The organism is Thioalkalivibrio sp. AKL17 (assembly GCF_000377885.1).
GTDB lineage: Bacteria > Pseudomonadota > Gammaproteobacteria > Ectothiorhodospirales > Ectothiorhodospiraceae > Thioalkalivibrio > Thioalkalivibrio halophilus.
This window is the reverse complement of the sequence record NZ_KB898765.1, coordinates 264,054-290,601: the sequence shown is the minus strand read 5'-3', so window position 1 is coordinate 290,601 and position 26,548 is coordinate 264,054. Positions and strand designations below refer to the sequence as shown.

General features: G+C 68.5%; 27 protein-coding genes. 17 read left to right on the top strand and 10 right to left on the bottom strand.

What is annotated here, in order from left to right:
• Window positions 1-74: 74 nt before the first annotated feature.
• Genes D577_RS0104610 through dnaQ form a run of 3 tightly spaced genes read left to right on the top strand, consistent with a single transcriptional unit; the run spans window position 75 to window position 1,957 of the window.
• On the top strand, window positions 75-749 hold the full coding sequence (locus tag D577_RS0104610; RefSeq protein ID WP_018946392.1) for a hypothetical protein: 675 nt from the start codon (window positions 75-77) through the stop codon (window positions 747-749).
• Window positions 742-1,203 (top strand): ribonuclease HI, encoded by a 462-nt coding sequence (gene rnhA / locus D577_RS0104605; protein ID WP_018946391.1) that lies wholly within the window; start codon window positions 742-744, stop codon window positions 1,201-1,203. The genes D577_RS0104610 and rnhA overlap by 8 nt, the downstream gene beginning before the upstream one ends.
• Window positions 1,204-1,240: 37 nt before the next feature.
• A complete protein-coding gene (gene dnaQ, locus D577_RS0104600) occupies window positions 1,241-1,957 on the top strand; it encodes a DNA polymerase III subunit epsilon (RefSeq protein WP_018946390.1) in 717 nt (238 codons plus the stop codon).
• A gap of 7 nt (window positions 1,958-1,964) precedes the next feature.
• Here the strand turns inward: dnaQ and smpB are convergent, their stop codons facing one another.
• Window positions 1,965-2,444 carry an SsrA-binding protein SmpB gene (gene smpB, locus D577_RS0104595; protein WP_018946389.1) on the bottom strand — a complete coding sequence of 160 codons (480 nt, stop codon included), beginning with the start codon at window positions 2,442-2,444 and terminating at the stop codon, window positions 1,965-1,967.
• 110 nt (window positions 2,445-2,554) lie between these two features.
• On the opposite strand from smpB, the gene D577_RS0104590 reads away from it, so the two are divergent.
• Genes D577_RS0104590 through D577_RS0104580 form a run of 3 tightly spaced genes read left to right on the top strand, consistent with a single transcriptional unit; the run spans window position 2,555 to window position 4,675 of the window.
• Complete coding sequence (locus D577_RS0104590; protein ID WP_018946388.1) at window positions 2,555-3,913, top strand: sodium-dependent transporter; 1,359 nt, start codon at window positions 2,555-2,557, stop codon at window positions 3,911-3,913.
• Window positions 3,913-4,353, top strand: a complete 441-nt coding sequence (locus D577_RS0104585) for a type II toxin-antitoxin system RatA family toxin (protein ID WP_018946387.1) — start codon at window positions 3,913-3,915, stop codon at window positions 4,351-4,353. The genes D577_RS0104590 and D577_RS0104585 overlap by 1 nt, the downstream gene beginning before the upstream one ends.
• A complete protein-coding gene (locus D577_RS0104580) occupies window positions 4,346-4,675 on the top strand; it encodes an RnfH family protein (RefSeq protein ID WP_018946386.1) in 330 nt (109 codons plus the stop codon). Before D577_RS0104585 ends, D577_RS0104580 begins: the two co-directional genes overlap by 8 nt.
• Before the next feature lie 28 nt (window positions 4,676-4,703).
• On the opposite strand, the gene D577_RS0104575 is transcribed toward D577_RS0104580, so the two are convergent.
• Window positions 4,704-5,063 (bottom strand): outer membrane protein assembly factor BamE, encoded by a 360-nt coding sequence (locus tag D577_RS0104575; protein WP_018869993.1) that lies wholly within the window; start codon window positions 5,061-5,063, stop codon window positions 4,704-4,706.
• A gap of 101 nt (window positions 5,064-5,164) precedes the next feature.
• Here D577_RS0104575 and fur point away from each other — a divergent pair, with 101 nt between their 5' ends.
• Window positions 5,165-5,590 (top strand): ferric iron uptake transcriptional regulator, encoded by a 426-nt coding sequence (gene fur / locus D577_RS0104570; RefSeq protein WP_018946385.1) that lies wholly within the window; start codon window positions 5,165-5,167, stop codon window positions 5,588-5,590.
• Between the two features lie 23 nt (window positions 5,591-5,613).
• On the opposite strand, the gene recN is transcribed toward fur, so the two are convergent.
• Together recN and D577_RS0104560 are read right to left on the bottom strand one after the other, a co-directional pair.
• Window positions 5,614-7,278 (bottom strand): DNA repair protein RecN, encoded by a 1,665-nt coding sequence (gene recN, locus D577_RS0104565; protein ID WP_018946384.1) that lies wholly within the window; start codon window positions 7,276-7,278, stop codon window positions 5,614-5,616.
• A 1-nt stretch (window position 7,279) separates the two neighbouring features.
• A complete protein-coding gene (locus tag D577_RS0104560; RefSeq protein WP_018946383.1) occupies window positions 7,280-8,158 on the bottom strand; it encodes an NAD(+) kinase in 879 nt (292 codons plus the stop codon).
• Between the two features lie 115 nt (window positions 8,159-8,273).
• On the opposite strand from D577_RS0104560, the gene hrcA reads away from it, so the two are divergent.
• The 4 genes from hrcA to dnaJ all read left to right on the top strand — a co-directional run bounded on the left by hrcA (window position 8,274) and on the right by dnaJ (window position 13,389).
• On the top strand, window positions 8,274-9,335 hold the full coding sequence (gene hrcA / locus D577_RS0104555) for a heat-inducible transcriptional repressor HrcA (RefSeq protein ID WP_018946382.1): 1,062 nt from the start codon (window positions 8,274-8,276) through the stop codon (window positions 9,333-9,335).
• 99 nt (window positions 9,336-9,434) lie between these two features.
• On the top strand, window positions 9,435-10,013 hold the full coding sequence (gene grpE / locus D577_RS0104550; protein ID WP_018946381.1) for a nucleotide exchange factor GrpE: 579 nt from the start codon (window positions 9,435-9,437) through the stop codon (window positions 10,011-10,013).
• A gap of 159 nt (window positions 10,014-10,172) precedes the next feature.
• Entirely contained in the window at window positions 10,173-12,107 is a 1,935-nt protein-coding gene (gene dnaK / locus D577_RS0104545) for a molecular chaperone DnaK (RefSeq protein ID WP_018946380.1), read from the top strand.
• 136 nt (window positions 12,108-12,243) lie between these two features.
• Window positions 12,244-13,389 (top strand): molecular chaperone DnaJ, encoded by a 1,146-nt coding sequence (gene dnaJ, locus D577_RS0104540; RefSeq protein WP_018946379.1) that lies wholly within the window; start codon window positions 12,244-12,246, stop codon window positions 13,387-13,389.
• Window positions 13,390-13,413: 24 nt separating this feature from the next.
• On the opposite strand, the gene D577_RS0104535 is transcribed toward dnaJ, so the two are convergent.
• The 3 genes from D577_RS0104535 to epmB form a co-directional block, all read right to left on the bottom strand.
• Window positions 13,414-15,480, bottom strand: a complete 2,067-nt coding sequence (locus tag D577_RS0104535) for an EAL domain-containing protein (protein ID WP_018946378.1) — start codon at window positions 15,478-15,480, stop codon at window positions 13,414-13,416.
• A gap of 18 nt (window positions 15,481-15,498) precedes the next feature.
• Window positions 15,499-17,367 carry a hypothetical protein gene (locus D577_RS0104530; protein ID WP_018946377.1) on the bottom strand — a complete coding sequence of 623 codons (1,869 nt, stop codon included), beginning with the start codon at window positions 17,365-17,367 and terminating at the stop codon, window positions 15,499-15,501.
• Between the two features lie 104 nt (window positions 17,368-17,471).
• Window positions 17,472-18,494: an EF-P beta-lysylation protein EpmB gene (gene epmB / locus D577_RS0104525; protein ID WP_371180223.1), complete on the bottom strand. Its 1,023-nt coding sequence runs from the start codon at window positions 18,492-18,494 to the stop codon at window positions 17,472-17,474.
• A gap of 100 nt (window positions 18,495-18,594) precedes the next feature.
• On the opposite strand from epmB, the gene efp reads away from it, so the two are divergent.
• On the top strand, window positions 18,595-19,158 hold the full coding sequence (gene efp / locus D577_RS0104520; RefSeq protein ID WP_018869982.1) for an elongation factor P: 564 nt from the start codon (window positions 18,595-18,597) through the stop codon (window positions 19,156-19,158).
• 10 nt (window positions 19,159-19,168) lie between these two features.
• On the top strand, window positions 19,169-20,149 hold the full coding sequence (gene epmA, locus D577_RS0104515; RefSeq protein WP_018946375.1) for an EF-P lysine aminoacylase EpmA: 981 nt from the start codon (window positions 19,169-19,171) through the stop codon (window positions 20,147-20,149).
• A gap of 18 nt (window positions 20,150-20,167) precedes the next feature.
• On the opposite strand, the gene asd is transcribed toward epmA, so the two are convergent.
• Entirely contained in the window at window positions 20,168-21,031 is an 864-nt protein-coding gene (asd, locus tag D577_RS0104510) for an archaetidylserine decarboxylase (protein WP_018946374.1), read from the bottom strand.
• 84 nt (window positions 21,032-21,115) lie between these two features.
• On the opposite strand from asd, the gene prmB reads away from it, so the two are divergent.
• On the top strand, window positions 21,116-22,009 hold the full coding sequence (gene prmB / locus D577_RS0104505) for a 50S ribosomal protein L3 N(5)-glutamine methyltransferase (protein WP_018946373.1): 894 nt from the start codon (window positions 21,116-21,118) through the stop codon (window positions 22,007-22,009).
• A gap of 22 nt (window positions 22,010-22,031) precedes the next feature.
• Here prmB and D577_RS0104500 read toward each other — a convergent pair whose 3' ends face one another.
• Window positions 22,032-22,493 (bottom strand): rhodanese-like domain-containing protein, encoded by a 462-nt coding sequence (locus D577_RS0104500; RefSeq protein ID WP_018946372.1) that lies wholly within the window; start codon window positions 22,491-22,493, stop codon window positions 22,032-22,034.
• A gap of 22 nt (window positions 22,494-22,515) precedes the next feature.
• Window positions 22,516-23,064, bottom strand: coding sequence for a heme-binding protein (locus tag D577_RS0104495; RefSeq protein WP_018946371.1), 549 nt, complete (start codon window positions 23,062-23,064; stop codon window positions 22,516-22,518).
• Window positions 23,065-23,194: 130 nt separating this feature from the next.
• Here D577_RS0104495 and aroC point away from each other — a divergent pair, with 130 nt between their 5' ends.
• From aroC to dapB, 3 genes are all read left to right on the top strand, one after another.
• The gene (gene aroC / locus D577_RS0104490; protein WP_018946370.1) at window positions 23,195-24,322 is read left to right on the top strand and encodes a chorismate synthase; all 1,128 of its coding nucleotides are present in this window, start codon (window positions 23,195-23,197) and stop codon (window positions 24,320-24,322) included.
• A 139-nt stretch (window positions 24,323-24,461) separates the two neighbouring features.
• Window positions 24,462-25,628, top strand: a complete 1,167-nt coding sequence (locus D577_RS0104485) for an MFS transporter (protein ID WP_026288908.1) — start codon at window positions 24,462-24,464, stop codon at window positions 25,626-25,628.
• Between the two features lie 55 nt (window positions 25,629-25,683).
• Window positions 25,684-26,478, top strand: coding sequence for a 4-hydroxy-tetrahydrodipicolinate reductase (dapB, locus tag D577_RS0104480; protein WP_026288907.1), 795 nt, complete (start codon window positions 25,684-25,686; stop codon window positions 26,476-26,478).
• Window positions 26,479-26,548: the final 70 nt, after the last annotated feature.

Here is a 26,548-nt window from a genome sequence, read left to right as displayed (position 1 = left end):
CAGCCAACCCGGAGCACCAAGCACGCGCACGCGATTGCCTCGCCCGGTGGTATGCCCAGCCTCAGGGCCAGCGGGTGCGCGCGCGCCTGCTGGACCGCATGCGCCGCCACGCGACCGGGAGCCCGCTGAACGTCGCGGTGGAGCTGGCGCCGGCGCCGTTGATGGATCCCGACGCCCCGGATCAGGCACGGGTGCTGCGCGTGGCGGATCCGGGGGCGCAGGTCCGGATCGATCCGGAGGCCTGGGCGCTGGAATCCGCCGGGGCGCGGATCATCGTGCTGGGCCATCCCTGCAGCTGGAGTCCGGAGCCGCAGGTGGTGGTCAACGAGGCGGCCCGGGTCCTGGAGCCCGAGGGGCATCTGTTCATGCTGGAGGCCAACCGGCTGCACGGCGATCCGGAAGCCGGCCTGCGCCCGTCCCCGCTGCCCGAGGGACTGCGCAGCGTACGCTATCGCGGGATGCTGGCGGCCGCCGGCCTGGAAGTGCTGGAGCAATGGAACCTCAGCGTGCTGCCGCCCGGCCTGTCGGTGGCCTGGCAGCGACGGCTGGCGCGACTGGATCCGTGGACCCTGCGCGGGCTTCCGCCGCTGGCGGGGGTGATCCTGACCATCGCGCACAAGCGGGTGGAGGAGCCCCTGCGGCCGGCACGTGCGCTGCGCTTCGCGCCGCCGACGGGTGCTCCCGGCGTGGCCGTTTCGCGCGTATCATGCGCCGGCGAACGCGGCCGAACGAGGGACGGCAATGAGTGACGACGACGAGCAGGTGTACATCTATACCGACGGCGCCTGCCGCGGCAACCCCGGTCCCGGCGGCTGGGGGGCGGTGCTGCGCTACCGCGGGCACGAGCGCGAGCTGTACGGCAGCGAGGCCGAGACCACCAACAACCGCATGGAGCTGACCGCGGCCATCCGGGCGCTGGAGACCCTGCAGCGGCCCTGCCGGGTGGAGCTGGTCACCGATTCCAAGTACGTGAAGCAGGGCGTGACCGAATGGCTGCCCGGCTGGAAACGGCGCAACTGGCGCTCGGCCAGCGGCCAGCCGGTGAAGAACCGGGATCTTTGGGAGGCCCTGGATGCCGAGGCGGCGCGCCATTCGATCGAGTGGTACTGGGTCCGCGGCCACAGCGGGCACCCGGAGAACGAACGCGCCGACGAGCTGGCGAATGCCGGCATCGATGAACTCCTGAGCGGGGCGGCCAGCTGAGCCATCCGCGGGACGACCGAATCGAAGGGGACGCAACATGCGCCAGATCGTGCTGGACACCGAGACCACCGGCCTGGAACCGGCGGACGGGCACCGCATCATCGAGATCGGCTGTCTGGAGGTGGACAATCGCCGGCCGACCGGCCGGGTGTGGCATCACTATATCCAGCCGGACCGGGAGATCGATGCCGGTGCGGTGGCGGTGCACGGGATCGACAACGAGTTTCTCGCGGACAAGCCGCGTTTCGCCGATCTGGCCGGGGAATTCGTGGAGTTCGTGCGCGGGGCGGAACTGGTGATTCACAACGCCCCGTTCGACATCGGCTTCCTCGATCACGAGCTGGCGCTGCTGGGCGAGCAGGCGCCGGCGGGCTCCATCGGGGAGATCTGCGGGGTGCTGGATTCGCTGGTGCTGGCGCGGCGCATGCATCCGGGCAGCCGCAATTCGCTGGACGCGCTGTGCAAGCGTTACGGGGTGGATGCCTCGGACCGGACGCTGCACGGCGCGCTGCTGGACGCGGAGCTGCTGGCCGATGTCTACCTGGCGATGACCGGCGGGCAGGTGAGCCTGACCCTGGACAGCGACAGCGAGCAGGATGCGGGGGATCAGGCGCCGGCGCGGGCGCGGCGGTCGGGGCAGCCCCTGCCGGTCGTGGAGCCGTCGGCGGAGGAGGCGGCCGCCCATGCCGAGCTGCTGGCGGTGCTGGACGAGGCGGCCGGGGGTGCCTGCCGCTGGCGCGCGGCCCGCGAGTGAGGCCGCGTCAGCCGTTCTTCATGATGCGCGCGCGTTCGCGCTGCCAGTCCTTTTCCTTCTTGTCGGCGCGCTTGTCGTAGGACTTTTTGCCCTTGGCCAGGCCGATCTCCACTTTGGCCCGACCGCGTTTCCAGTACAGGGCCAGCGGGACCAGGGTGAAGCCGCGGCGTTCCACCGCACCGATCAGTCGGTTGATCTCGGAGCGGTGCAGCAGGAGCTTGCGCGTGCGGCTCGGATCCGGATTGATGTGCGTGGAGGCGGTGGGCAACGGAGTGAAATGGGCGCCGAACAGAAACGCCTCGCCGTTGCGCAGCAGGACATAGGCCTCGCTGATCTGTGCGCGGCCGGCCCGCAGCGACTTGACCTCCCAGCCCTCGAGGGCCAGCCCGGCTTCCAGCCGGTCCTCGATGTGGTAGTCGTGACGCGCGCGGCGGTTGAGCGCGATGGTACTGGAGCCGTCCCCGGCGGTTTTCTTCTTCTTGCCCATGGGGGCGGAGTGTACTCCAGGCGTCAACGTCGGGCATCCATGGACCGGCACTCAGTTGAGTGCCGGCCGGCCTTGGCTCACAATCCACGGGCAAAAACACGGAGATCCGCATGCCACCCACCGCATCGATCCATGGTCAATGGACCACCCGTCTGGCCTTCATCCTCGCGGCGACGGGCTCGGCCGTCGGGCTCGGGAATATCTGGCGTTTCCCCTACATCGCCGGCGAGAACGGCGGTGGCGCCTTCGTGCTGGTGTATCTGGGCTGCATATTGCTCATTGGCCTGCCGGTGATGATCGCCGAGATCATGCTGGGCCGTCGCGGGCGGCAGTCGCCGATCAACACCATGACCAGCCTGTCGCGCGAGGAAGGGGTGTCGGCCGGCTGGTCGTCCATCGGCTGGATCGGCGTGGTGACCGGTTTCCTGATCCTGTCGTTCTACTCGGTGGTCGCGGGCTGGGCCCTGTCGTACATCTTCAAGAGCGGGGCGGGCGGCTTTGTCGGCCTGGACGCCGGGGGCTCCGAGGCGATGTTCGACGGCATGCTGGCATCGCCCGAGGCGCTGCTGGCCTGGCACACCATCTTCATGGTGATGGTGGGCATTGTGGTCGCGCGCGGGGTGCAGTCGGGGCTGGAGAAGGCCGTGACCATCCTGATGCCGCTGCTGTTCGTGATGCTGCTGGTGATGGTCGGCTACGCGGTGGTGCAGGGCAACTTCGCCGAGGGTCTGGCGTTCATGCTGGCTCCGGACTTCTCCGAGCTGTCCGCGAACGCGGTGCTGCTGGCGATGGGGCAGGCCTTCTTCACCCTGAGCCTGGGCATGGGCGCGATCATGATCTACGGCAGCTATCTGCAGAGCGATGCCTCCATCCCGCGCACCGCCGGGGTCGTCGTGGGGGCGGATACCCTGGTCGCGATCGTGGCCGGGCTGGCGATCTTCCCGATCGTGCTGGGCGCCGGGCTGTCGCCGGGCGAGGGGCCGGGGCTGATCTTCGTGACCCTGCCGCTGGCCTTCGGCGAGATGCCCGGCGGGCTGATCTTCGGCACGGTGTTCTTCATCCTGTTGAGTTTCGCGGCCTGGACCTCGGCGATCTCGATCGCCGAGCCGGCCGTGGCCTGGCTGGTGGAAACCGTGGGCATGACGCGGGTGGCCGCGACCACGGTGCTGGCGATCGCGGCATGGACTCTGGGGCTCGCCGCGCTGCTGTCGCTCAACGTCTGGTCGGACTACACCCTGTTCGACATGGGCGTACTCGATTTCCTCGACTACCTGACCGCGAACATCCTGCTGCCGCTGGGCGGATTCCTGATTGCCGTGTTCGCCGGCTGGCGCATGACTCGCGGGTCGGTGAGTGCGGAGCTGGCGATGCGCTCCCCGGCGCTGTTCGGGCTGTGGTACTTCCTGGTGCGTTTCGTCGCGCCGGTCGCGATCCTGCTGGTGTTCCTGCGTGCGGTGGAGCTGATCTGATGGGCTCGAAGATCCAGCGTTCGGCCGACGTACCGCATTCGCGCGAACAGATGTTCGACCTGGTGGACGACATCGACGCCTACCCGGAATTCCTGCCGGGCTGTCGCAGCGCGTCCGCACGCAACCGGACCGAGACCCAGGTGGAGGGCACCATCGAGCTTGCCAAGGGGGCGCTGCACAAGTCCTTCACCACCCGCAACACGCTGCGGCGGCCGGAGTCCATCGACATCCGTCTGGTGAAGGGGCCGTTCCAGCGCCTGCACGGTACCTGGCGCTTCACCGAGCTGGAGGGCGGCGGCACGCGTATCTCGCTGGAGCTGGAATTCGAGTTCGCCAGCCGGCTGATGTCGTTCGCCATCGGACCGGTGTTCCACCAGATCGCCAACTCCCTGGTGGACGCCTTCGTCCGTCGCGCGCAGGAGGTGCACGGGAATGGCTGAGGCAGACGATGGCGGCGAGGGGCCGATGACGGTCGAGGTCGCCTATGCGCGGCCCGACCGTCAGGTGATCCTTGCGCTGGAGGTCTCGCCCGGAACGACCGTGGAGCAGGCGCTGCGCCAGTCCGAGATCGACCGGCAATTTCCGGAGATCGATCTGGACAATGCGAAGGTCGGCATCTTCGGCAAGATTACCCGCCGCGATACCGTGCTGCGGCCGCGCGACCGGGTGGAGGTCTATCGGCCGCTGATCGCGGATCCGAAGGAGGTCCGGCGCCAGCGCGCCGGCAAGGGCAAGACGAAAGAAAAGGGCGGGGAGGCGTGACCCCGGTGACGCAGCTCGCTCGTCTCCCTCAGTCGTCCATGTCCACCGGGTGGTCCTCCAGGGCGACCGGCTGCGGCACGTCGGAGTCGATGTAGGCGACCACGCCGTCCTGGAAATACACGCTCACGCGCTGGCGTTCGGTGGGGCCGATCCCCGGACGCCGATAATAGACGTAATCCCAGCGGTCCTCGCTCTTGAAGGCCGCGTCCAGTTGCGGCGTCCCCAGCAGGAAACGCACCTGGCCGGGCGTCATGCCGGGCTGGACGCGCGCGACGTCGGTGGCGTCGATCACGTTGCCCTGCTGCACGTCGAGACGGAACTGGTTAAAGCCACTGCACGCGGTAAGCGTGCTTGCGGCGACCGCGATAGTAATGAGAATCTTGTACATCAAGCGCGCGGGACCTTGAACGAGTCTGGAAACGCGCATGGTACACCAAAGCATCCGGTGGCTCTCAATGCCCGGAGCCCGACGCGATGCAGGGATCGTGCATGGAAACGAGCAATCTCAAGAAGGCCGGTCTGAAAGTCACGCTGCCGCGGATGAAGATCCTGGAGATCCTGGATCAGTCGGAGACGCGGCACCTCACGGCCGAGGCGATCTACCGCGAGCTACTGGATTCCGGCGAGGAGATCGGCCTGGCCACGGTGTATCGCGTGCTCACCCAGTTCGAGGCCGCGGGCCTGGTGTGCCGGCTGCATCTGGAAGGCAATCAGGCGGTATTCGAGCTGGAGCGTGGCGGTCATCACGACCACATCGTCTGCAACCAGTGCGGGCGGGTCGAGGAGTTCTACGACGAGACCATCGAGCAGCGCCAGCAGAAGATCGCCAGTGACCATGGGTTTTCGATCCGGGATCATGCCCTGGTGTTGTACGGCGACTGCAGCGACGAGGCCTGCCCTCGCCGCCCCGCCTGAACCTTCTCCCCCGGGAGCGGGGATCAATCGCCGGGCGTTTCCAGCAGCTCCCGTGCGTGGGCGCGGCTGCTCTCGGTGAGGGCACTGCCGCCGATCAGGCGGGCCAGGGCGTCCACCCGGTCCTCGTGATCCAGGCGGCGGATGCCAGTGCAGGTGTGATCCTCGGCCGTGGTCTTGGCCACTTCCAGCTGATGATGGGCCTGCGCGGCGACCTGCGCGAGGTGGGTGACGCACAGCACCTGGTGGCGTTCCCCCAGTCGCCGCAGCTTGCGCCCGACGACCTCGGCCACCGCGCCGCTGATGCCCGAATCGACCTCGTCGAAGATCAGGGTGGGCACGGTCTGCTGCTGGCTCGCGAGCACCTGCAGGGCCAGGCCGATACGGGACAGTTCGCCGCCCGATGCCACCCGGGCCAGCGGCTGCGGGGTCTGGCCGGGGTTGGCGGCGACGCGGAATTCCACCCGGTCGGCACCATGGGCGCGGGGTTCGTCGTCGGGTTCCACGGCGATCTCGAAACGCCCGCCGGCCATGCCCAGTTCCTGCATGGTCTCGGTGACCGCGGTCTCGATGCGCCGCGCGGCCTGTTCGCGTGCGCGGGTGAGTTCCGCCGCGGCGTCCTCCAGCGCGGAACGCGTCTGTGCGGCCCGGGTTTCCAGTTCTTCTACCGTGCGGTCTCCGGATTCCAGACGCTCCAGTTCGTCCATCAGACGCCGTTGCAGCCCGGGCAGTTCCTCCGGTTCCATCCGGTGCTTGCGCGCCAGACGCAGGTATTCCCCCAGTCGCGTATCCAGCTCCGCCAGGCGCTGCGGGTCGGGGTCGATGTCCTCGGCCAGACGGCGCAGGGTGTCTCCGGCCTCGTCGATCTGGATGCGGGCCGATTCCAGCAGCTCGATCCCGGGCTGCAGGCGGTTGTCATGGCGGGCCGCCTCCTGCAGCCGGTGCAGCATCTGGCCGAGGAGGGCATCCAGCCCGTTGTCCTCGCCGATGGTGTCGTCGGCGGCCTGGAGGGCCTGCAGGACCTCGGTGCCGTGCGCCAGCCGGCTCTGTTCGGTGGATAGCTCGGGGTATTCGTCGGGCTCCGGCGCCAGTTCGGCCAGTTCGCCGGTCTGAAAGCGCAGCAGGTCCAGCCGGTCGCCGGCCTCGGCCAGTTCCGCGCGGGCCTTTTCCAGGGCGCTGCGGGCCTCGCGCCATTGCTGGAAAGCCGTGGTGACTGCGTGGCGCAGGGGCGCCTCGACAAAGCCGTCGAGCCAGGCCCGCTGGGTATCGCGCCCGAGCAGCTGCTGATGGGCATGCTGCCCGTGGATGTCGACCAGCCATTGGCCCAGTTCCCGCAGCTGGGTGACGGTCGCGGGGCGCCCGTTGATCCAGGCGCGGCTCTTGCCCTGGCGCGTGAGCACGCGCCGCAGCAGGAGCGGGTCGCCGTCCTCGCCGGCCAGGCCGGCCTCGGCGAGCCAGGCATGCGCCGGGCTGTTGTCCGGGAGTTCGCATTCGGCCCCCAGTTCCGCCTGTTCGGCGCCCTCGCGCACCATGGAAGCGTCGGCCCGGTCGCCCAGCAGCAGGCCGACCACGTCGACCAGGATGGACTTGCCGGCGCCGGTCTCGCCGGTCAGGGCGTTGAGGCCGTCGTCGAGCTCGAGTTCGAGTTCGTCGACGATGGCGAAATCGCGGATGTGGATCAGGCGCAGCATGTCAGGGCTGTTCTCCCCAGCGCAGCTTGGAGCGCAGCATGCGCAAGAACTGGTGGTTGTGCGGGTGGATCAGGGTCATGCCGTATTCGCGGCGGCGGATGCGCAGGCGGTCGCCGGGCCCGAAGTCGACGTTCTCCTGACCGTCCAGCGCGACCTGTGCCGGCGAGCGGCTGTCGGGGGACAGCTGGATCTCGATGACCGAATCACCGCCTACCACCAGCGGGCGGTGGTTCAGGCTGTGCGGCGCGACCGGGACGATCACCATGCCGTCCATCTGCGGGGTGAGGATGGGGCCGCCGGCCGACAGGGCGTAGGCGGTGGAGCCGGTGGGTGTGGCTACCACCAGCCCGTCGGCCCGCAGGCGCCCGACGTCCACGCCATCGATGGTGGTGTCGAACTCGATGATGCGCACCACGCTGAGCACGTGCAGGACGGCGTCGTTGACCGCCACTCCGGTGTGCACGGTTACGCCGTCGCGGATAACCTCCGCCTCCAGCATGGAGCGGGGTTCCAGGACATAGGCCCCGTCGAGGACCTCGCCCAGTTCCTCCACGGCGTCCTCCGGCGAGACGTCGACCAGGAAGCCCAGGCGGCCGAGGTTGATCCCCAGCAGCGGGGTACCGATCCCGGCGGTCACCCGGGCGGTGGCCAGCAGCGTGCCGTCGCCGCCAATCACGATCAGGAGGTCCGCTTCGCGCGCCAGCTCGCCGACCGGCCGGATCGGAACGTCGGCCGGGCGCTGGAAACCCTCGATGTCGGCCTCCATCAGTATGTGTCGCTCGCGCTCGCACAGCAGCTGCACCAGCCGGTCCACCAGCGGAGCGGTGCGCGGGTCGTTGGCCTTGCCGATCAGGCCGACGGTCTTGAACTCTGGCATCATGCCGGCATTATCCGGAAAACGGGGTGGTCCTGCATCCAGCCGCTTGACGCTGGCGCAACGCCCCCGAAAACTTGGACGGTTGTGGCACTCGTCCGGAAGGAGCGCTGATACCAGCATGAATGACTCGTCGATCCAGCTCGATTCCCGCGAGCGGACCCTGCTGCGGACGCTGATCGAGAGCTATATCAGCGACGGTCAGCCGGTGGGGTCCCGCAACCTCGCGCGCGCATCGGGCCTCAAGGTGAGCGCCGCGACGGTGCGCAACGTGATGGCCGATCTCGAGGATCGTGGCCTGATCCAGGCGCCGCACACCTCGGCCGGGCGGGTTCCGACCACCGCCGGCTACCGGCTGTTCGTCGACAGCCTGCTGGAGGTGCGCAAGCCCAGTCGCGAGCAGATCGATGCGATCGAATCGCGCTTCGATCCCGGCGCCTCCACCCAGGACCTGCTGGACAGCGCCAGCAGCGTGCTGTCCCAGGTGACGCGCATGGCCGGGATGGTGCGGCTGCCGCGGCATCGCAACGTCGCGTTGTCGCAGATCGAGTTCCTGCGGCTGGGCGAGGGCCGGGTGCTGGCGATCCTGGTGATCGACGGCCGCGAGGTGCAGAATCGCGTCCTCGAACTGGAGCGGGACTTCAGTCAGGACGACCTGCAGCGCATGGCCAATTATCTCAACGCGCATCTCGCGGGGAAGAGCCTGCATACGGTGCGCGCCGAACTCCTGCGGGAAATGCGCGAGGTGCGCGACGACCTGGACGTGCAGATGCTGGCTGCCATCGACCTGGGCGAACAGGCGCTGGGCGACGAGGACCCCGACGACGTGGTGGTGGCCGGTCAGACCCAGCTGCTGGGTTACGAGGAGCTCGCGGACATGGAGCGCCTGCGGCAGCTGCTGGAAGCGTTCAACGAGAAGCGCGAGATCCTCGGTATCCTGGACCAGTGCATCCGCGGGGACCGGGTGCAGATCTTCATCGGCCGCGAGTCCGGTCTTGACTGGTTCGAGAACTGCTCGGTGGTGACCGCCCCCTACAGCGTGGATGGCGAGGTCGTGGGCGTGCTGGGTGTGATCGGTCCGACACGCATGTCCTACGACCGGGTCGTCCCCATCGTGGACGTCACCGCCCGATTGCTGGGCTCGGCCTTGAATGTGCGCGGGGAATCCCCAGACTCCCAGTAAACACCGCGAAGGCGGGGCCGCGAGCCCCGCCTTCCTGCTTGTGCGCCGGCGACAGGCGGCGCCCGTCCGAACAACACTCGATACGAACGCGAGGGAAGCATGTCCGAACAGCCGGAATCCCGGGAAACCCCCGAAAACGAAGCGCAGGAGTCGCCCTCCCCCGAGGAACAGGAAGCGGCCGCGGCGGCCGGCGAGGCCGATCGCATCCAGGAGCTGGAGGCGCTGGCCGAGGAGCGGCGCGACCAGGCCCTGCGCGCGCAGGCCGAGCTGGAGAACCAGCGCCGGCGCTTCGAACGCGAGCTGGAGAACGCGCACAAGTATGCGATGGAGAAATTCGCCTCCGAGATGCTGGAGGTCTGTGATTCCCTGGAGATGGGGCTGCAGGCCGCGCGCGAGTCGCAGGACGTGGACCGCGTCATCGAGGGCGTGGACCTGACCCTCAAGAACCTGCACAAGGTCTTCGACAAGTTCGGCATCCAGGCCGAGGAGCCCACCGGCGAGCGTTTCGATCCGGAGCGCCATCAGGCGATGTCGATGCAGGAGGATCCCGAGCAGCCGCCGAACACCGTGGTCGCGACCATGCAGAAGGGTTACATGCTGCAGGACCGGGTCCTGCGTCCGGCGATGGTCATGGTTTCCAGGGCTCCCAGCTCCCCTGGCATCGACGAGAACGCCTGATCGCCCTTCGCGCCCGGTGGCGAGCGTCCCGGGCGTGGCGGCTCGACAACGATTTTTTGTCCGCGGCGGTTGAAAAGACCGTCACGGCCCCCAGATCACCGGACAAACGGGCAGGGTTCCCCCTGTCCCGCGAACTTTCAATTTCAGGAGAATTCAGCCATGGGCAAGATGATCGGAATCGACCTCGGGACCACCAACTCCTGCGTCGCCGTGATGGAAGGCGACCAGGCCAAGGTCATCGAGAACGCCGAGGGCGCGCGCACCACGCCGTCCATCGTCGCCTTCAGTGAAGACGGCGAGGTGCTCGTCGGCCAGGCGGCCAAGCGCCAGGCGGTGACCAACCCGCAGAACACGATCTTCGCGGCCAAGCGTCTGATCGGCCGCAAGTTCGACGAAGGCGAAGTGCAGAAGGACATCGATCTGGTGTCCTACAGCATCGTCAAGGCCGACAACGGCGATGCCTGGGTCGAGGCGCAGGGCAAGAAGATGGCCCCGCCGGAGATCTCCGCGCGCGTGCTGCAGAAGATGAAGAAGACCGCCGAGGACTACCTGGGCGAAGAGGTGACCGAAGCGGTCATCACCGTGCCGGCCTACTTCAACGACTCGCAGCGCCAGGCGACCAAGGACGCCGGCAAGATCGCCGGGCTGGAGGTCAAGCGCATCATCAACGAGCCGACGGCCGCCTCGCTGGCCTACGGCATGGACAAGCAGCGCGGTGACCGCAAGATCGCGGTGTACGACCTGGGTGGCGGTACCTTCGACATCTCGATCATCGAGATCGCCGAGGTGGATGGCGAGCACCAGTTCGAGGTGCTGGCGACCAACGGCGATACCTTCCTCGGTGGCGAGGACTTCGACAACCGCCTGATCGACTACCTGGCCGACGAGTTCAAGAAGGACCAGGGTATCGATATCAAGGGCGATCCGCTGGCCATGCAGCGCGTGAAGGAAGCCGCCGAGAAGGCGAAGATCGAGCTGTCCTCCGCGCAGCAGACCGAGGTCAACCTGCCGTACATCACGGCCGACAATACCGGGCCCAAGCACCTGGCGATCAAGGTTACCCGGGCCAAGCTGGAGAGCCTGGTCGAGGACCTGATCCAGCGCTCCATCGAGCCCTGCAAGGTGGCGCTGAAAGACGCCGGCCTGTCCGCCTCCGAGGTGGACGACGTGATCCTGGTCGGCGGTCAGACCCGCATGCCCAAGGTGCAGGAAGCGGTCTCCGGCTTCTTCGGCAAGGATGCACGCAAGGACGTGAACCCGGACGAGGCGGTCGCGGTCGGCGCCGCGGTGCAGGCCGGCGTGCTGGGTGGCGACGTCAAGGACGTGCTGCTGCTGGACGTGACCCCGCTGTCGCTGGGCATCGAGACCATGGGCGGCGTGATGACCAAGCTGATCGAGAAGAACACCACCATCCCGACCCGGGCGCAGCAGGTGTTCTCCACCGCCGAGGACAACCAGACCGCGGTGACCGTGCACGTGCTGCAGGGTGAGCGCGACATGGCCAGCGCCAACAAGTCGCTGGGCCGCTTCGACCTGCAGGACATCCCGGCCGCGCCGCGTGGCGTGCCGCAGATCGAGGTCACCTTCGACATCGACTCCAACGGCATCCTGAACGTCTCGGCCAAGGACAAGGCGACCGGCAAGGAGAACAAGATCGTCATCAAGGCCTCCTCCGGCCTGTCCGAGGACGAAGTCGAGCAGATGGTCAAGGATGCCGAGGCCCATGCCGAAGAGGACAAGAAGTTCCAGCAGCTGGTGCAGGCGCGCAACCAGGCCGATGCGATGGTGCACTCCGCGGAGAAGTCGCTCAGTGATCTGGGCGATCAGGTCTCCGACGAGGAACGCTCCGAGATCGAGTCGGCGGTGAGCGAGGTCAAGACCGCGATGGAAGGTGACGATGCCGAAGCCATCGAACAGACCACCCAGAAGCTGGCCGAAGCCTCCGGCAAGATCGCCGAGAAGGCCTACGCGCAGCAGGGCGGCGATGCCGCCGGGGACGATGCCGGCGGGGAAGCCGGCGGCCAGCAGCAAGGTGACGACGTGGTCGACGCCGAGTTCGAGGAAGTCGACGACAACGACAAGAAGAACGGCTGATCCGCCGTGGCCGGCCGGCCACGCGCCGGTCGGCCCCCCCTTGCCAGCCACCACGCCCGGGCCCGCGCACGCGAACCCGGGCGCTTTCGTTCCCGGCAACGGCTGAACGCCCCGGACTATCCGCAGGAAAACGATCATGGCAAAACGCGATTACTACGAGGTGCTGGGGGTGTCGAAGGACGCCTCCGCCGCCGACATCAAGAAGGCCTTTCGCCGTCTGGCGATGAAGTATCACCCCGACCGCAACCCCGGGGATGAGGATGCCGAGGCCCGTTTCAAGGAGGCCCGCGAGGCCCACGACGTCCTGAGCGACGATCAGAAACGGGCGGCCTACGACCGTTACGGCCACGCCGGTGTGGACGGCTCGGCCGCCGGCGGCTTCGGCGGCGGTGCCGGAGGGTCCAACTTCAGCGACATCTTCGAGGATATCTTCGGCGACATCTTCGGTGGCGGCGGCGGTCGCGGCGGGCAGCGGGCTTACCGCGGTTCGGACCTGCAGTACAACCTGGAGCTGACGCTGGAGGAGGCGGTGTTCGGGACCGAGGTGCAGATCCGGATCCCGACGACCAGCACCTGCGAAGTCTGTGACGGATCGGGGGCCGAGCCGGGGACCTCCACCGAGACCTGTCCCACCTGTAACGGCATGGGTCAGGTCCGTATCCAGCAGGGCTTTTTCTCGGTGCAGCAGAGCTGCCCCCGCTGTCATGGCAGCGGGCGCATCATCCCCACGCCCTGCAAGGCCTGCGGCGGCCAGGGCCGGGTGCAGGAACAGAGCACCCTGGATGTCAAGGTGCCTGCCGGAGTGGACACCGGCGACCGCATCCGCCTGTCCGGGCAGGGCGAGGCCGGACTCAACGGGGGCCCGCCGGGGGATCTCTACGTGCAGGTGCGGGTCAAGCCGCATCAGTTGTTCCGGCGTGACGGCAACGACCTGCACTGTGAGGTCCCGATCTCCTTCGCCACCGCCGCTCTGGGCGGCGAGCTGGAGGTGCCGGCGCTGGACGGCCGCGTGAACCTCAAGATCCCGCCGGAGACCCAGAGCGGCAAGCAGTTCCGCGTCAGCGGCAAGGGCGTGAAATCGGTGCACGGTGGCGGCGTGGGCGATCTGATCTGCCGCGTGGTGGTGGAGACGCCGGTTAACCTGACCAAACGGCAGAAGGAACTGCTGCAGGAATTCGAAGAAGAGACCCGGGCCGGCGGCACCAAGCACAGCCCCAAGGAACACTCCTTCTTCGACGGGGTGCGCTCGTTCTTCGACGACCTGAAGTTCTGGTCGAAATAGGGGCGCGAGCCGGCCCCGATTGCCTCAGACGGACTCGAAGTCGAAGTCCGGCTCGGGCATCGGGGCCTGCAGGAAGAAGCCCTGCACCAGGTTGACGTTGAGGCCGTACAGCACGGCAAGCGCGGAGGCGTCCTCGATGTGCGGGACGATGACCTGCTTGCCCTTGGCGTGGGCGGCCTCGGTATATTCGCGGATCGTCTCCTGGTTTTCCTCGCTTTCGGCGAGGTTCTTGACGAACGAGGCGTCCAGCTTGATGTGGTCGGCATCCAGGTGTTGCAGCAGCTGGAACGGCTTGAGGCCGTTGCCGAAATCGTCCACGCACAGGTGACTGTGCATTTCCTTCAGCCCGCGGCCCACGTTCATCGCCGGCTTGAGATGGGTGACGATGGTCGGTTCCTTGAGTTCCACCACCACGTTGTCCGCGGGGATGCGCAGGGCGTGCAGGTCGTCGTTCAGCCAGGTCAGGACGGACGGGTCGCCCAGCGAACCGTTGGTCAGCTTGAGGAAGAACTGCGTGCGCGAGTCCTTCTTCAGCTGCCGGGCCAGCACCGCCAGGGCATGGCGCAGGATCCAGCGGTCGATCCGGGTCGCCACCTCGGTGCGTTCGGCGCTGGGCAGGAATTCCACTGGCTCGTGTACCGTGCCGTCGGCGTCCAGCAGGCGTACGAACACGCTGTAGCGCGGCCGGTCGGCGCCGTGCAGGTTGACCACCGGCTGATAGCGCAGCTCCAGACGGTTCTCTTCCAGCGCCTCGAGGATGCGGTTCTTCCATTGCTGATCCAGCTGCGCCTGGGTCAGCTCGCCCTCGGCGGGGCGGTAGAAGCGATGGGTGCCGCCACCGGCCTTCACCGCGTCTTCCAGTGCACGGTCGGTCTGCGCCAGCAGTTCCTCGGTGTCCGGCGCGGTCTCGTCGGCGATGACCCCGCCGGCCGAAACGCTGCCGTGGGTGGACAGCGTGCCCACCTCGAACACCCGCGAGGCGATGGCCTCCTGCAGCGCATTCAGGCGTTCTTCTGCGGCGGCCTGCTGGGCTTCGGGCAGCAGCACACCGAAGCGTTCGGCCTCCAGCCGTGCGATCACCGCGGTTTCCGGGAAATGGCTCTCGATGATCTGGCCGACGTCGGCCAGCATCAGGTCGGCCCCGGACATCCCGGCGTTGGCGCGGATTTCGGGGAAATGGTCCACCGCCACGGTCAGCAGGGCGAAGGGCTTTTCGGTTTCCGCGGCCCGCGTGCGCGTGGTTTCGATGGCGTCCTGGAAGTACTGCCGGTTGTACAGGCCGGTGACCAGGTCGCGCTGTGACAGATAATCGATCTTCTGCGCCAGCTCCTTGTCTTCGCCGGAGCTGAGCTGGACCTGGGTCGCGGCCTCGCCTTCCACGGTCGTGGAGGACAGGTGCAGCTCCGCCTCGAAGGCCTCGCCGTCCAGCGTGCGTAACTGGAAATGTTGCGCCATGGCCTCCTCGCTGCCCTCCTGGTAGCTGCGCAGGAAGCGCTTGAGGTCGTCGCGGCTGTCCGGCGCGACCAGATCCATCAGCGGCAGACCCTCGATGTCGTCGGGATCGTCAACGCCGAAGCGTTCGCGCCAGGAGGCGTTGGCGTACACATGCATGCCGTCATGGATGTAGGCGATGGCGTCGCGCGAGTTGTCCAGCAGCAGCTGGCTGCGCCGCTCGGACTCCTGCAGCGAGTTCTCCATGCGCTTGATCTGCTGTCGCAAATGCAGCGAGTCGGCCGCACGCAGGGTCAGGATCGCGGTGAGCTCCACCAGCTGATGGTCCACCACGGCGAATACACCGGCCTCGTAGTCGGGCAGGCGTTCCTCCTCCGGGCGTTCCGTCATCAGGACCAGGGGGGTGCGGCGGCCACTGGCCTGCAGGGCCGCATCCACGTCGCTGCGCGCCAGATTGAGACCAGGTTCGGTGAAGACGACGACCTCGAAGCGGGTTTCCCGCAGCGCCGTGGTCAGACCCTCGCCGTCATCGACCTGTTCCGGGCGCACCGCGCACCCGCGGGACCGGATGCTGCTGATGACCTGTTCCGCCAGGTTGGGATTGGCGGTCACGAAGAGGACGCGAATGGATTCGATCATGGAAGTGGGGGTACTCGGTTAATGCGGGTCCAGGGAGAGCGCATCTCCCGCATCCGGGGTTCCCGGTTCGTCCGTCGGGGCCTCGTCCAGCTCGATATCGGTCATGCGGCAGCCGACTTCCGTGAACAGTGTAGTGCCCGTGCGCTCTGCGTCCAGAGCCAGCACGCGTGCGCGGCCGTTGAGCCAGACCACGAGGCGCTGTTCGTGATCCAGTTCCTGTGCCGGCAGCATAAGTGCCGCCCCCTCCTGACCGATGCGGACCGGCGCGAACAGCCCCGGTCGTGGCTCGCGCACGGCACGGCCGGCGCGATACAGCTGGACCAGGACCGGCATGCAGCGCTGGGCGAGATATTCCACGCCGATGCTGATCTCGTCGTCGGTTTCGAAGCGGATCCAGCGCAGCACGCCCACGGTCCACCCGATCTGACCGGGGTCCTGTTCGCGCAGTCCGACCAGATCCCCGATCAACAGTGTCTGCTGCGGATTCTGCAGGCGCAGGCGGACACCGCCGGCGCCGATGTCCTCGACCTGCCAGTGCTCCGGCTGCTGGCGCTTGACGATCGGGGCCTTTGGCTCTTCGTGGTCTGCGATTTCCAGGCCCCGGCCAACGTCCTCCCAGGCGTGGCCGGCCCGGTCGGTACCCTGGTCGGCCAGGGGGTGCGGATCGTCGTCGGGCTCCGTGGAACGGTGGCCGTCACTGAGGCTCAGTCCGCTGTCGGCGCGCGCAGCATCCGACATCTGAATCACGTTAACCGTGGCCGGTCGTCCATCGGGATGAACGTCGTCGTCTTGCGGGGCCTCGGTTGTCGCCGTATCGGTGGGTGCCGGCCGGGCAGGGCCCTGCCGGCTGTCCAGTGCCGCCTGCATGTAGGCCTGGATGCGGGTCAGGCCGAACAGGCAGTAGCGTTGTTCGTTGACGCTTTCGCGCGAGTGGCGGCGGGTGGGCAGGCGCGACCACAGGCGCAGCATGCGCTCGGCCAGAGTGCGACCGTCGGCCCGGCGTGCGGGGTCCAGCGATTCGGGCTGGTTGCGCAGGGCTTCGAGCAGGGGGCCGAGTTCAACATGCGTGCTGTTTTCTCCGGCCGGCAGGTTGCGCAGTACGAGGCCGGGCGGGTGATCGGTATCGAGGTCCGCGCGCAGCACCGGAAGATCCGGGTGCTCCTCCGGATTCGGGGTCGCGCTGCCGTGCACCGGGAGCTCGGCGATCCAGCGTGCCAGGAGGTCGATGTCGCCGATCTCCAGCGCGTTGACGCCGGTGCTGCCCAGCACGAACAGGCGTGCCGTGGTGGCGTCGATGGTGTCGGGGCCCAGCGGGCTGATGGCCTCCCGGCGCAGCGCTTTTTGCTGATCCACGCCCAGCTCACGGGCGAAGAACAGCAGGCCGTAGATCTGTCGCCACAGCCCCCGCGGCAGCGGCTGGTACAGGCGCCAGTGATGGATGGCCAGCGCGGCCAGGGCATCCACGGCGGCCTGCAGGTGGGGAACGGCCTTTTCGCGCGATGCCTTGTTGCTGGGCACGCTGACCGGGGTCAGCAGAAGGTGCATGTTGGCCAGTTCGCGCAGGGCGTCGCCGAAGATCCGGGCACGATGCAGACTGCGGTTGGCCAGAGGCAGCGGCCGGCGACGCAGGCCGCGTTCGACTTCCGGGATCAGCGGCAGCAGATGTTCTTCGATGAGGTCTGCTAGTTCGTCCCGCACGCCGGGCTTGAGCGCGACCCGGTTGAGGGAGCCGAGAACGGCGCAGAGCTTTTCGATGGCCGCCTCGCGGTCGGCGCGGGGCAGATCTTCGCACCACGTACGCAGGGCCCTGACCGTGTGCGGCGGGAAACCCTCCGGCTCGGGTTCGGTCTCGGGCAGGGGTGGAAAGACGGCATCCGAATCGATCATGGCCTGTTCCGGCAATAGTGGGATATCCCCAGAAGGTACCCGATCAAAAGTCGGGGTAAAAGTCGGGGAATGACGATTGTTTCGCATTGGCGTCTGTCAGGGGATTATTCAGGCGTGTTCCCCCCGAGCGGGGTCTTTCCCGGCTCGCCGGGGATCTCGCGGACCCGGCGCGGCAGCAGGTAGCCCGGCAGACGGCGGTGCATCTCCGCGTACAGCACGGCAGCACGCTCCGCTCCGACCTCGAAATGGGCGGTGCCGCGGGTGCGATCGAGGCAGTGCAGATAGTAGGGCAGCACGCCGTGGCGGAACCCGGTTTCCTGCAGGTCGACCAGGGTGTCGGCGTCGTCGTTGACCCCGGCCAGCAGCACGGCCTGGTTGAGCAGCGTGATGCCGCTGGCCCGCAGGCGTTCCAGCGCGCGATCGGCCGGGGCCGCGAATTCACGCGGGTGGTTGGCATGCAGCACCAGCACGTGCTGCAGGCGTCCCCGGCCCAGCCAGTCCAGCAGGGCGTCGTCCACCCGCTCCGGCAACACCACCGGGAGCCGAGTGTGGATGCGCAGGCGTTCGACGTGAGGAATGGCTTCCAGACGCGCTACCAGACGCGCCAGCCGGGTGTCGGACTGGCTCAGGGGATCGCCACCGCTGAGGATGACCTCGTGGATGTCGGGGTGCGCCGCGAGATAGTCCAGCGCCGGGCCCCAGTCGTCGCGCGCCGGGTTGTGGTCGGCGTAGTCGAATTCGCGGCGGAAGCAGTAGCGACAGTGGATGGCGCAGGCCCCGGTGGTCAGCAGCAGGGCGCGTCCGGCGTACTTGTGCACCACGCCCGGAGCCGCCAGCGCGTCATGGTCGCCGACCGGGTCGGCGATGAAGCCGGGCACCTCGTCGGCCTCCTCCGCCAGCGGAAGCACCTGGCGCAGCAGGGGGTCCGCCGGGTCGCCCGGCGCGATGCGCGCGAGCCAGCTCTCGGGCACGCGGATCGGGAAACTTGCGTGGCCGGCGTGCATCCCGGGCAGGTGCTCCGGGGCGAGGGACAGGCGCCGGGCGAGGGTGACCGGGTCGCGGATTGCGGTGGCCAGCGCGCGCTGCCAGGGGGGCGTATGGGTTGCCGGCGGCGTACGCGTTATCATGATCGGATTTTTGGGCATGGTCGGTTCCCGGCGGGACGGCCGGCCCGCGTTGTTTGAACGGCTGGAAGAACTGGCTGGAAACCCTCGAGGACTACGCGCAATGGCAACCTACAGTACCAACGAATTCAAGGGCGGTCTCAAACTCCTGCTGGACGGCGATCCGATGTCGATCGTGGAGAACGAGTTCGTCAAGCCGGGCAAGGGGCAGGCCTTCAACCGCGTGAAGCTGCGCAACCTGCGCACCGGGCGCGTGGTGGAGAAGACCTTCAAGTCGGGCGAGTCGGTGGAGGCCGCCGACGTGCTCGAGACCGAGATGCAGTATCTCTACAACGACGGCGAGTTCTGGCACTTCATGACCCCGGAGAGCTTCGAGCAGTATGCGGTGAGCAAGGCCGCGCTCAACGGCTCCGACCAGTGGCTGAAGGAACAGGACATGTGCACCGTGACCCTGTGGAACGGCGAGCCGCTGTCGGTGGAGGCCCCGGCCTTCGTCGAGCTGCAGATCACCCAGTGCGACCCGGGCATCCGCGGCGACACCGCCCAGGGCGGGACCAAGCCGGCCACCCTGGAGACCGGCGCGGTGGTCAAGGTGCCGCTGTTCGTCGAGGAGGGTGAAACCATCAAGGTGGACACCCGCAAGGGTGAATACGTCTCGCGCGTCTGATCCGGCGTCCGTGTCGGACTGGCGGCCGCGGGCCGCCGGGTCGCGCGTGGCCCGGGCCCGCCTGCTGGCCGAACTGCGGGGCTTCTTCGCGCGCCGCGGCGTGCTGGAGGTGGAGACCCCGATCCTCGGCCGGGGCACGGTCCTCGACCCCGCCATGGAGAGCTGGCATGCGCAGGCCGGCGATGGCGCCGGCGGGCGCGAGGGGGGCTGGCTGCAGACCTCGCCGGAATACCCGATGAAGCGCCTGCTGGCAGACGGCTCCGGGGACATCTACCAGATCGCCAGGGTGTTCCGCGGCGGCGAAAGCGGTGCCCGCCACAACCCCGAGTTCAGCCTGCTGGAATGGTATCGCCTCGGGTTCGACGACCGGACGCTGGCCGACGAGGTGGTGACCCTGCTGCAGGAGGTCGCTGCGGCGGACCCGGCGTGGCAAGCGCCGGACCCGGAGCCGCGGGTGGTCGCCTACCCGGACCTGCTTGACGAGGTTCTGGGCGTCGACGCGCTGAACGACGACGCGGCGCGCCTGCAGGCCGTGGCCGCGGAGCGCGGCCTGACCGTCCACGGCGAACTGGACCGCGATGCCTGGCTGGATGCGCTGATGTCGCTGTGCGTGGTGCCCGGGTTCCCGCCGGGACGTATCACCATCCTGCACGACTATCCGGAAAGTCAGGCGATCCTCGCGCGGCGCAGTCGCGAGCGTCCCGGCTGTGCCGCGCGTTTCGAGGTCTACTGGGGCGATCTGGAGCTGGCCAACGGCTACTTCGAGCTGACCGACCCGGTGGAATTCCGCCGGCGCCGCGAGCAGGACCGGGCGCGGCGGCGCGCGCGCGGCCAGCCGGAACCCGCGGCCGATCCGTTCCTGGAGGGTGCGCTGGAGGCGGGACTGCCCGACTGCGCCGGGGTGGCGCTGGGGGTGGACCGCCTGCTGATGCGCCTGCTGGGCGAGGACGATATCCGGCGGGTGATCGATTTCCCCTGGGGACGCGCCTGAAGTGCCCGCGGGGTTGGCTCAGTCCCGGCCGGTGTAACGGCCCAGGGCGCTGCGAACCTGCACCTCGGTTTCGGGCGTCAGCGCCGGTTCCAGTTCCAGCGGGCCCGGGGGCAGCAGGAGGACCACCGAGGACCCCAGGTTGAAGCGGCCCATCTCCGCGCCGCGCTCCAGTGCGATGTCGCGTTCCGGCCAGGTCACGCAGCTGGCCTCGCGGGCCGCGGGCGGCGTGATCTCCCCGGCCCATACGGTCTCGATCGAGCCCACGTTCTGGGCGCCGATCAGGGCCGTCGCCATAGGGCCGAAGCGGGTGTCGAACAGCGCCACCACGCGCTCGTTGCGGGCGTAGATGCGCGGCACGTGACGCACGATACGCGGGGCCACCGAAAACAGCCGCCCGGGGACATGGATCGCGTGGGTTAGCGTGCCGTCCAGCGGCATATGCAGGCGGTGGTAGTGGCGCGGGGACAGGTACAGGGTGACGAAATGCCCGTCGCGAAATGGCACCGCGAGGTCGTTCTCGCCGCCCAGCAGTTCTTCCACCGAGTAGTCGTGCCCCTTGGCCTGGAAGATGCGCCCGGCCTCGATGCGCCCGCTGGCGCTGACCCGCGCATCCGCCGGGCTGACCACGGTGGCGGGATCGCCCTCCAGCGGGCGTACCCCGTCGCGCAGGGCGCGGGTGAACAGGGCGTTGAAGCTGGGGTAGGCGGCGATGTCCGGCTCCGCGGCCTCGCTCATGTCGAGCCCGAACCGGCGGACGAAGGCACGCAGCAGCGGCTGCACGCGCGGGGACTCGATGCGGGCCAGCCGGTGCACCAGCCGCGACAGGGCGTGATGGGGCAGGGCGTGGGACAGGCGGGCAAGCCAGGGATCGACGGCGCTCATGGGGTTCTCGTGGCGTGGGATCGGGTGCATGATGCCGGTCGCGGTTTATCATGACGACCCTTCAACCCCTCCCGGAGTGTGAAAATGGAACCCGGTACCGGTTTGCTCACCCTGCGCGACTTCATTCGCTACGGCGCGTCGCAGTTCCGTGCGGCGGGGCTGTCCTTCGGGCACGGCACCGACAACGCCTTTGACGAAGCCGCCTGGCTGACCCTGCACGCGCTGCACCTGCCGCTGGACCTGGAGGCGCACTGGTGGGACAGCCGGTTGACCGAGGCGGAGCGCGAACGGGTCGAGGGCCTGCTGCGCGAGCGCATCCAGTCGCGCAAGCCGGCGGCCTATCTGGCGCGCGAGGCGTGGTTCGCCGGGTTGCCCTTCCACGTGGACGAGCGCGTGCTGGTACCGCGTTCACCCTTCGCCGAAGTGATCGAGTCGGGGTTCGAACCGTGGGTGGATCCGGACGCCGTGGAGCGCGTGCTGGACCTGGGCACCGGCGCGGGCTGCATCGGCATCGCCGTGGCGCTGGTGCTGCCGCAGGCGCGCGTCGATCTGGCCGACATCTCGCCGGATGCGCTGGCGGTGGCGCGCGACAACGTGGCGCGTTACCAGCTGGAGGACCGGGTCCGGCTGGTCGAGAGCGATGTCTTCGAAGGGCTGGGGCCGGAGGATCGCTACGATCTCATCGTGACCAATCCGCCGTACGTGGACGCCCGCGACATGGCCGAACTCCCGGACGAATACCGCCACGAACCCGAACTGGGGCTGGCGGCCGGGGAAGACGGTCTCGACATCGTGCGCCGCATCCTCGCCGGCGCGCGCCGGCATCTGACCGACGAGGGGGTGCTGATGGTGGAGGTCGGCAACAGCCAGGAGGCCGTAGAGGATGCGTTCCACGACATCCCGATGGTGTGGCTGGATTTCGAGGCCGGCGGTCACGGGGTGTTCGTGGTGCGGGCAGAGGACCTGCCCGCGGACTGAAGCCGCACCGGAGGGGCGCGGATCAGCACTGCTCCCAGGGCAGGCCGTGGTAACGCCACCCGCCCACGGTGGAACGGTGGTGCTGCTCGTCCAGCGGACCCTCGAAACCCTCTTCCACCGAATACACGTTGTGCATCCCGGCCTGCAGCAGGGCCTCGGCGGCCGCCAGGGTACGCTTGCCGCTGCGGCAGATCAGGTACACCGACGGGGCGTCCTCGGCGGTGTCCATGGCCCCGCCCAGCAGCAGCTTGCGCACCTGCGGCACGAAGTCCGGGTTCACCGTCCAGTCCGGTTCGTCGATCCACGGGATGTGGATCGCCCCGGCGGGGTGTCCCACGAACAGGAACTCCATGGTCGAACGAACATCGACCAGCAGATCCCGGGGCCGTTCGCGCAGGCGCTCCCGGGCCTCCACCGGGTGGATGCGGGGGACGTCGGCGCCGGTGTCCGGCGAGTGTCCGTGCGGGTCGGAATGTTCGCTCATGCGATGGTCTCCGGTTGCAGGGTTACATGGCGAAGTCCAGTTCTTCCCGGATCGCCTCCATGCCTTGTTCGGCGCAGGCGCGGTCCAGATCGCCGCCCGGGGCGCCGGAGACCCCCACCGCACCGAGCATGCGGCCGGCGGCCTCGATCAGGATGGCCCCGTCCAGCATCAGGATGCCGTCGACGTTGTTCATTTCGTCACGGATATCCTCGCGGTTGGCCACGAAGTCACCGGAGTCCAGGCCGGACATGACCGAGGCGCGGGCCTTGTCACCGGCGATCGAGATGGTCTGCGGTGCGGCCCGGTCGTCGCGCATGACGACGCGATCGTTGCCGCTGCGGTCCACCACCACGGCGCTGACCTGGTGTCCGTCGTCGCGGCAGGACTGCACGGTGGCCATCGCCAGCTCCTGGGCCAGGTCCAGGTTCAGGCTGGGCAGCTCGGTGTAGACGTCGGCCGCGGCCGAGCCGCCGAAGCCCAGCATCCCGCTCAGGACGGTGGCCAGGGCGGTGCGGCGGAGCGATTGCAGACGGGTCATGGAGAACTCCTTGCGGTTGAATGACAGGAGCATAGACGACGCGGCGGCGGCGCGGATTCCTCGGCCGCATTTTGTGTCGGCGCATGGGCCGAGGCACGGGCCGGTTCCCGGGCCGTGGCCGGGGACGGGCGACATCCCCGGCGGCTGGCGGTAAACTGGCGCCATGTCAGGAAACAGCTTTGGACGACTGTTCGTCGTCACCACATTCGGCGAGAGTCACGGACCGGCCCTGGGCGGGGTCGTGGACGGCTGCCCACCCGGGATCCCGCTCACCGAGGCCGATCTGCAGAAGGACCTGGACCGGCGGCGTCCGGGTCAGTCGCGTCATACCACCCAGCGGCGCGAGCCGGACCAGGTGCGCATCCTGTCCGGGGTGTTCGAGGGCGTGACCACCGGCACCCCCATCGGGTTGCTGATCGAGAATACCGATCAGCGCTCGAAGGACTACGGCGAGATCAAGGACCAGTTCCGGCCGGGACACGCGGACTACACCTACCACCGCAAGTACGGCGTTCGCGACTATCGCGGGGGCGGACGCAGTTCCGCGCGCGAGACCGCGCTGCGGGTGGCGGCCGGATCGGTGGCCCGGCGCTTCCTGGGGGAGCGCTACGGCATCGTGATCCAGGGCTGGCTGTCGCAGCTGGGGCCGCTGGGGCTGGAGGAGAAGGACCTCGCACGCACCGAAGATAACCCGTTCTTCTGCCCGGATCCCGACCGGGTCCCGGAGCTGGAAGAATTCATGGACCAGCTGCGCAAGTCGGGGGATTCCATCGGGGCGCAGGTGACGGTGGAAGCCCGGGGGGTCCCGGCCGGCTGGGGCGAGCCGGTGTTCGACCGCCTGGACGCCGAGCTGGCCCACGCCCTGATGAGCATCAATGCGGTCAAGGGCGTGGAGATCGGGGCCGGCTTTGACAGCGTGGCCCAGCGCGGCACCGAGCACCGCGACGAAATCACCCCGGAGGACGGTTTCCTGTCCAACCATGCCGGGGGCGTGCTGGGCGGGATCTCCACCGGTCAGGCGCTGCGCGCCAACCTGGCGCTCAAGCCGACCTCGTCGATCCGCCTGCCGGGCCGCAGCATCGACACCGCCGGCGAGCCGGTGGAGGTGGTGACCAAGGGGCGTCATGACCCCTGCGTGGGCATCCGCGCCGCGCCCATCGCCGAGGCGATGACGGCGCTGGTGCTGGCCGATCACGCGTTGCGCCATCGCGGTCAGAATGCCGACGTGCCGGACCGCGGCCCGCATCCCGGGGAAGGCCCGGGACCCGAGTCCGGGTATCGCTCCGGGTAATGCGCCGGAGGCGTGACCCCGGCTCCTGAGTCCGGGGTCACGCCTCCGGCGTCGATGCCCGGGGTCGAGCCCCGGCGCCTTTCAGCGTTTTCACCCTCCGTGCCGGATCCGGCACGGAGCGTTATCCGTGGTTCCGGTCGTGACGCCCAATCTGCGCCTGTCCAGCTTCTACTTCTTCTATTTCGCCACCATCGGGGCGTTCATGCCCTACTGGGGGCCGTATCTGTCCGAGCTGGGGTTCTCCGGCTCGCAGATCGGCGAGCTGATGGCGATCGTGCTGGCGACCAAGATCATCGCGCCCAATGTGTGGGGATGGCTGGCGGATCGTACCGGCACCCACATGCCGCTGGTGCGCTCGGGGGCGCTGGCGGGGCTGATCGCCTTCACCGGGGTGCTGCTGTATTCCGGCTACTGGTGGCTGGCGGCGGTGATGGCAGTGTTCAGCTTCTTCTGGAACGCGATCCTGCCGCAGTTCGAGGCCACCACCCTGCGCACCCTGGGGCGCGACAGCCACCGCTACGCGCTGGTGCGGCTGTGGGGGTCGGTGGGCTTCATCGTGGCGGTGGCCTCGCTGGGCTGGCTGTTCGACTACATCGACGTGGCCTGGCTGCCGTGGCTGGTGCTGCTGCTGTTCGTCGGCCTGTATGTCAGCACGCTGCAGGTCCCGGAGCCGCCGCGTGACGAGGTGGCCGAGAACAACGTGCCGTCGATCGGGAGCGTGCTGCGGCGGCCCGAGGTCATCGGGCTGTTCCTGGCGTGTTTCTTCATGCAGGCGAGTCACGGGCCGTACTATGCATTCTTCACCCTGTACGTGGAGGAGGCGGGTTTCTCCCGCTCGATGGCCGGGCAGCTGTGGGCCCTGGGCGTGCTGGCCGAGGTGTTCCTGTTTCTGATCACGCCGCGACTGATCCTGCGTTTCGGCGCGTGGTTCCTGGTGACCCTGGCGCTGGTGCTGACCACGCTGCGCTGGTCGCTGCTGGCGGCGGTGCCGGAGTCACTGCCGATGCTGCTGTTCATCCAGACCCTGCATGCCTTCAGCTACGGGGTGTATCACGCGGCGGCGATCTCGCTGATCCATTATTTCTTCCCCGGCCGGCTGCAGGGGCGCGGACAGGCGCTTTATTCGTCGCTGGCCTTCGGCATCGGAGGTGCGCTGGGCAGTCTGGCCGCCGGCTATCTGTGGGACGGCGTGGGCTCGGCCTCGGTCTACGTGCTGGCCGCGGGGCTGGCGGCAGCCGGGGTAGTGGCCTCGCTGTTCGGCCACTGGCGCCACCGGCGAGTGGCGGCCCGGACCCGGGCGGGCTGACGCATCGCCGGGGCTCGCGTAGGCTTTGTGCAACTGACAGGAGGACGCAACGATCATGATCCGAGTAGCAGTCGCGGGCGCCGCCGGGCGCATGGGCCAGAACCTGGTGCGCGCGGTGGAGGAACACCCGCAGGCGGAGCTGGGTGCGGCCAGCGAACGCCCCGGCAGCGAGGCCATCGGCCAGCCGGTGGATACGGCCGGCCGCGTGCACCTGGTGGAGGATCTGGGCACGGTGACCGGGGATTTCGACGTGCTGATCGATTTCACCCGCCCCGAGGCAACTATGGAACACCTCGAGATCTGCCGTCGGGCGGGGCGCACCCTGGTGGTCGGCACCACCGGCCTGGATGCGACGCAGGAGGCGGCGCTGCGCGAGGCGGCCGCGGAGCATACGGTCGTGTATGCCCCCAACATGAGCGTCGGGGTCAACCTGACCTTCAAGCTGGTGGAGCTGGCGGCGCGCGCCCTGGGCGACAGCACTGACGTGGAGATCCTTGAGGCCCATCACCGGCACAAGGTGGATGCCCCGTCGGGCACCGCGCTGCGCCTGGGGCGCATCGTGGCCGACACCCTGGGGCGCGACCTGGAGCAGGACGCGGTGTACGGCCGCGAGGGTCACACCGGCGCGCGCGAGCGCAGCACCATCGGCTTTGCCACGGTGCGCGGCGGCGACATTGTCGGCGAGCACACCGCGCTGTTCGCCGGCGAGGGCGAGCGGGTGGAGATTACCCACAAGGCTTCGGACCGCGGGATCTTCGCATCCGGGGCGGTACGTGCGGCGGTGTGGGCCAGCGAACGCGGCCCCGGGCTTTTCGATATGCAGGATGTCCTCGGCCTGCGCGAGCTGTGACGCCGCGTTGGACGGGGATTTGGGCCCTGGCGTACACTTGTTACATCCCGTTTGATGATCCCCTGCCGGA

Coding starts and splice junctions, on each gene's coding strand:
- rnhA (WP_018946391.1), top strand. CDS start 742: ATGAGTGACGACGACGAGCAGGTGTACATCTATACCGACGGCGCCTGC.
- dnaQ (WP_018946390.1), top strand. CDS start 1,241: ATGCGCCAGATCGTGCTGGACACCGAGACCACCGGCCTGGAACCGGCG.
- smpB (WP_018946389.1), bottom strand. CDS start 2,444: ATGGGCAAGAAGAAGAAAACCGCCGGGGACGGCTCCAGTACCATCGCG.
- D577_RS0104590 (WP_018946388.1), top strand. CDS start 2,555: ATGCCACCCACCGCATCGATCCATGGTCAATGGACCACCCGTCTGGCC.
- D577_RS0104585 (WP_018946387.1), top strand. CDS start 3,913: ATGGGCTCGAAGATCCAGCGTTCGGCCGACGTACCGCATTCGCGCGAA.
- D577_RS0104580 (WP_018946386.1), top strand. CDS start 4,346: ATGGCTGAGGCAGACGATGGCGGCGAGGGGCCGATGACGGTCGAGGTC.
- D577_RS0104575 (WP_018869993.1), bottom strand. CDS start 5,063: ATGTACAAGATTCTCATTACTATCGCGGTCGCCGCAAGCACGCTTACC.
- fur (WP_018946385.1), top strand. CDS start 5,165: ATGGAAACGAGCAATCTCAAGAAGGCCGGTCTGAAAGTCACGCTGCCG.
- recN (WP_018946384.1), bottom strand. CDS start 7,278: ATGCTGCGCCTGATCCACATCCGCGATTTCGCCATCGTCGACGAACTC.
- D577_RS0104560 (WP_018946383.1), bottom strand. CDS start 8,158: ATGATGCCAGAGTTCAAGACCGTCGGCCTGATCGGCAAGGCCAACGAC.
- hrcA (WP_018946382.1), top strand. CDS start 8,274: ATGAATGACTCGTCGATCCAGCTCGATTCCCGCGAGCGGACCCTGCTG.
- grpE (WP_018946381.1), top strand. CDS start 9,435: ATGTCCGAACAGCCGGAATCCCGGGAAACCCCCGAAAACGAAGCGCAG.
- dnaK (WP_018946380.1), top strand. CDS start 10,173: ATGGGCAAGATGATCGGAATCGACCTCGGGACCACCAACTCCTGCGTC.
- dnaJ (WP_018946379.1), top strand. CDS start 12,244: ATGGCAAAACGCGATTACTACGAGGTGCTGGGGGTGTCGAAGGACGCC.
- D577_RS0104535 (WP_018946378.1), bottom strand. CDS start 15,480: ATGATCGAATCCATTCGCGTCCTCTTCGTGACCGCCAATCCCAACCTG.
- D577_RS0104530 (WP_018946377.1), bottom strand. CDS start 17,367: ATGATCGATTCGGATGCCGTCTTTCCACCCCTGCCCGAGACCGAACCC.
- epmB (WP_371180223.1), bottom strand. CDS start 18,494: ATGATAACGCGTACGCCGCCGGCAACCCATACGCCCCCCTGGCAGCGC.
- efp (WP_018869982.1), top strand. CDS start 18,595: ATGGCAACCTACAGTACCAACGAATTCAAGGGCGGTCTCAAACTCCTG.
- asd (WP_018946374.1), bottom strand. CDS start 21,031: ATGAGCGCCGTCGATCCCTGGCTTGCCCGCCTGTCCCACGCCCTGCCC.
- prmB (WP_018946373.1), top strand. CDS start 21,116: ATGGAACCCGGTACCGGTTTGCTCACCCTGCGCGACTTCATTCGCTAC.
- D577_RS0104500 (WP_018946372.1), bottom strand. CDS start 22,493: ATGAGCGAACATTCCGACCCGCACGGACACTCGCCGGACACCGGCGCC.
- D577_RS0104495 (WP_018946371.1), bottom strand. CDS start 23,064: ATGCTCCTGTCATTCAACCGCAAGGAGTTCTCCATGACCCGTCTGCAA.
- aroC (WP_018946370.1), top strand. CDS start 23,195: ATGTCAGGAAACAGCTTTGGACGACTGTTCGTCGTCACCACATTCGGC.
- dapB (WP_026288907.1), top strand. CDS start 25,684: ATGATCCGAGTAGCAGTCGCGGGCGCCGCCGGGCGCATGGGCCAGAAC.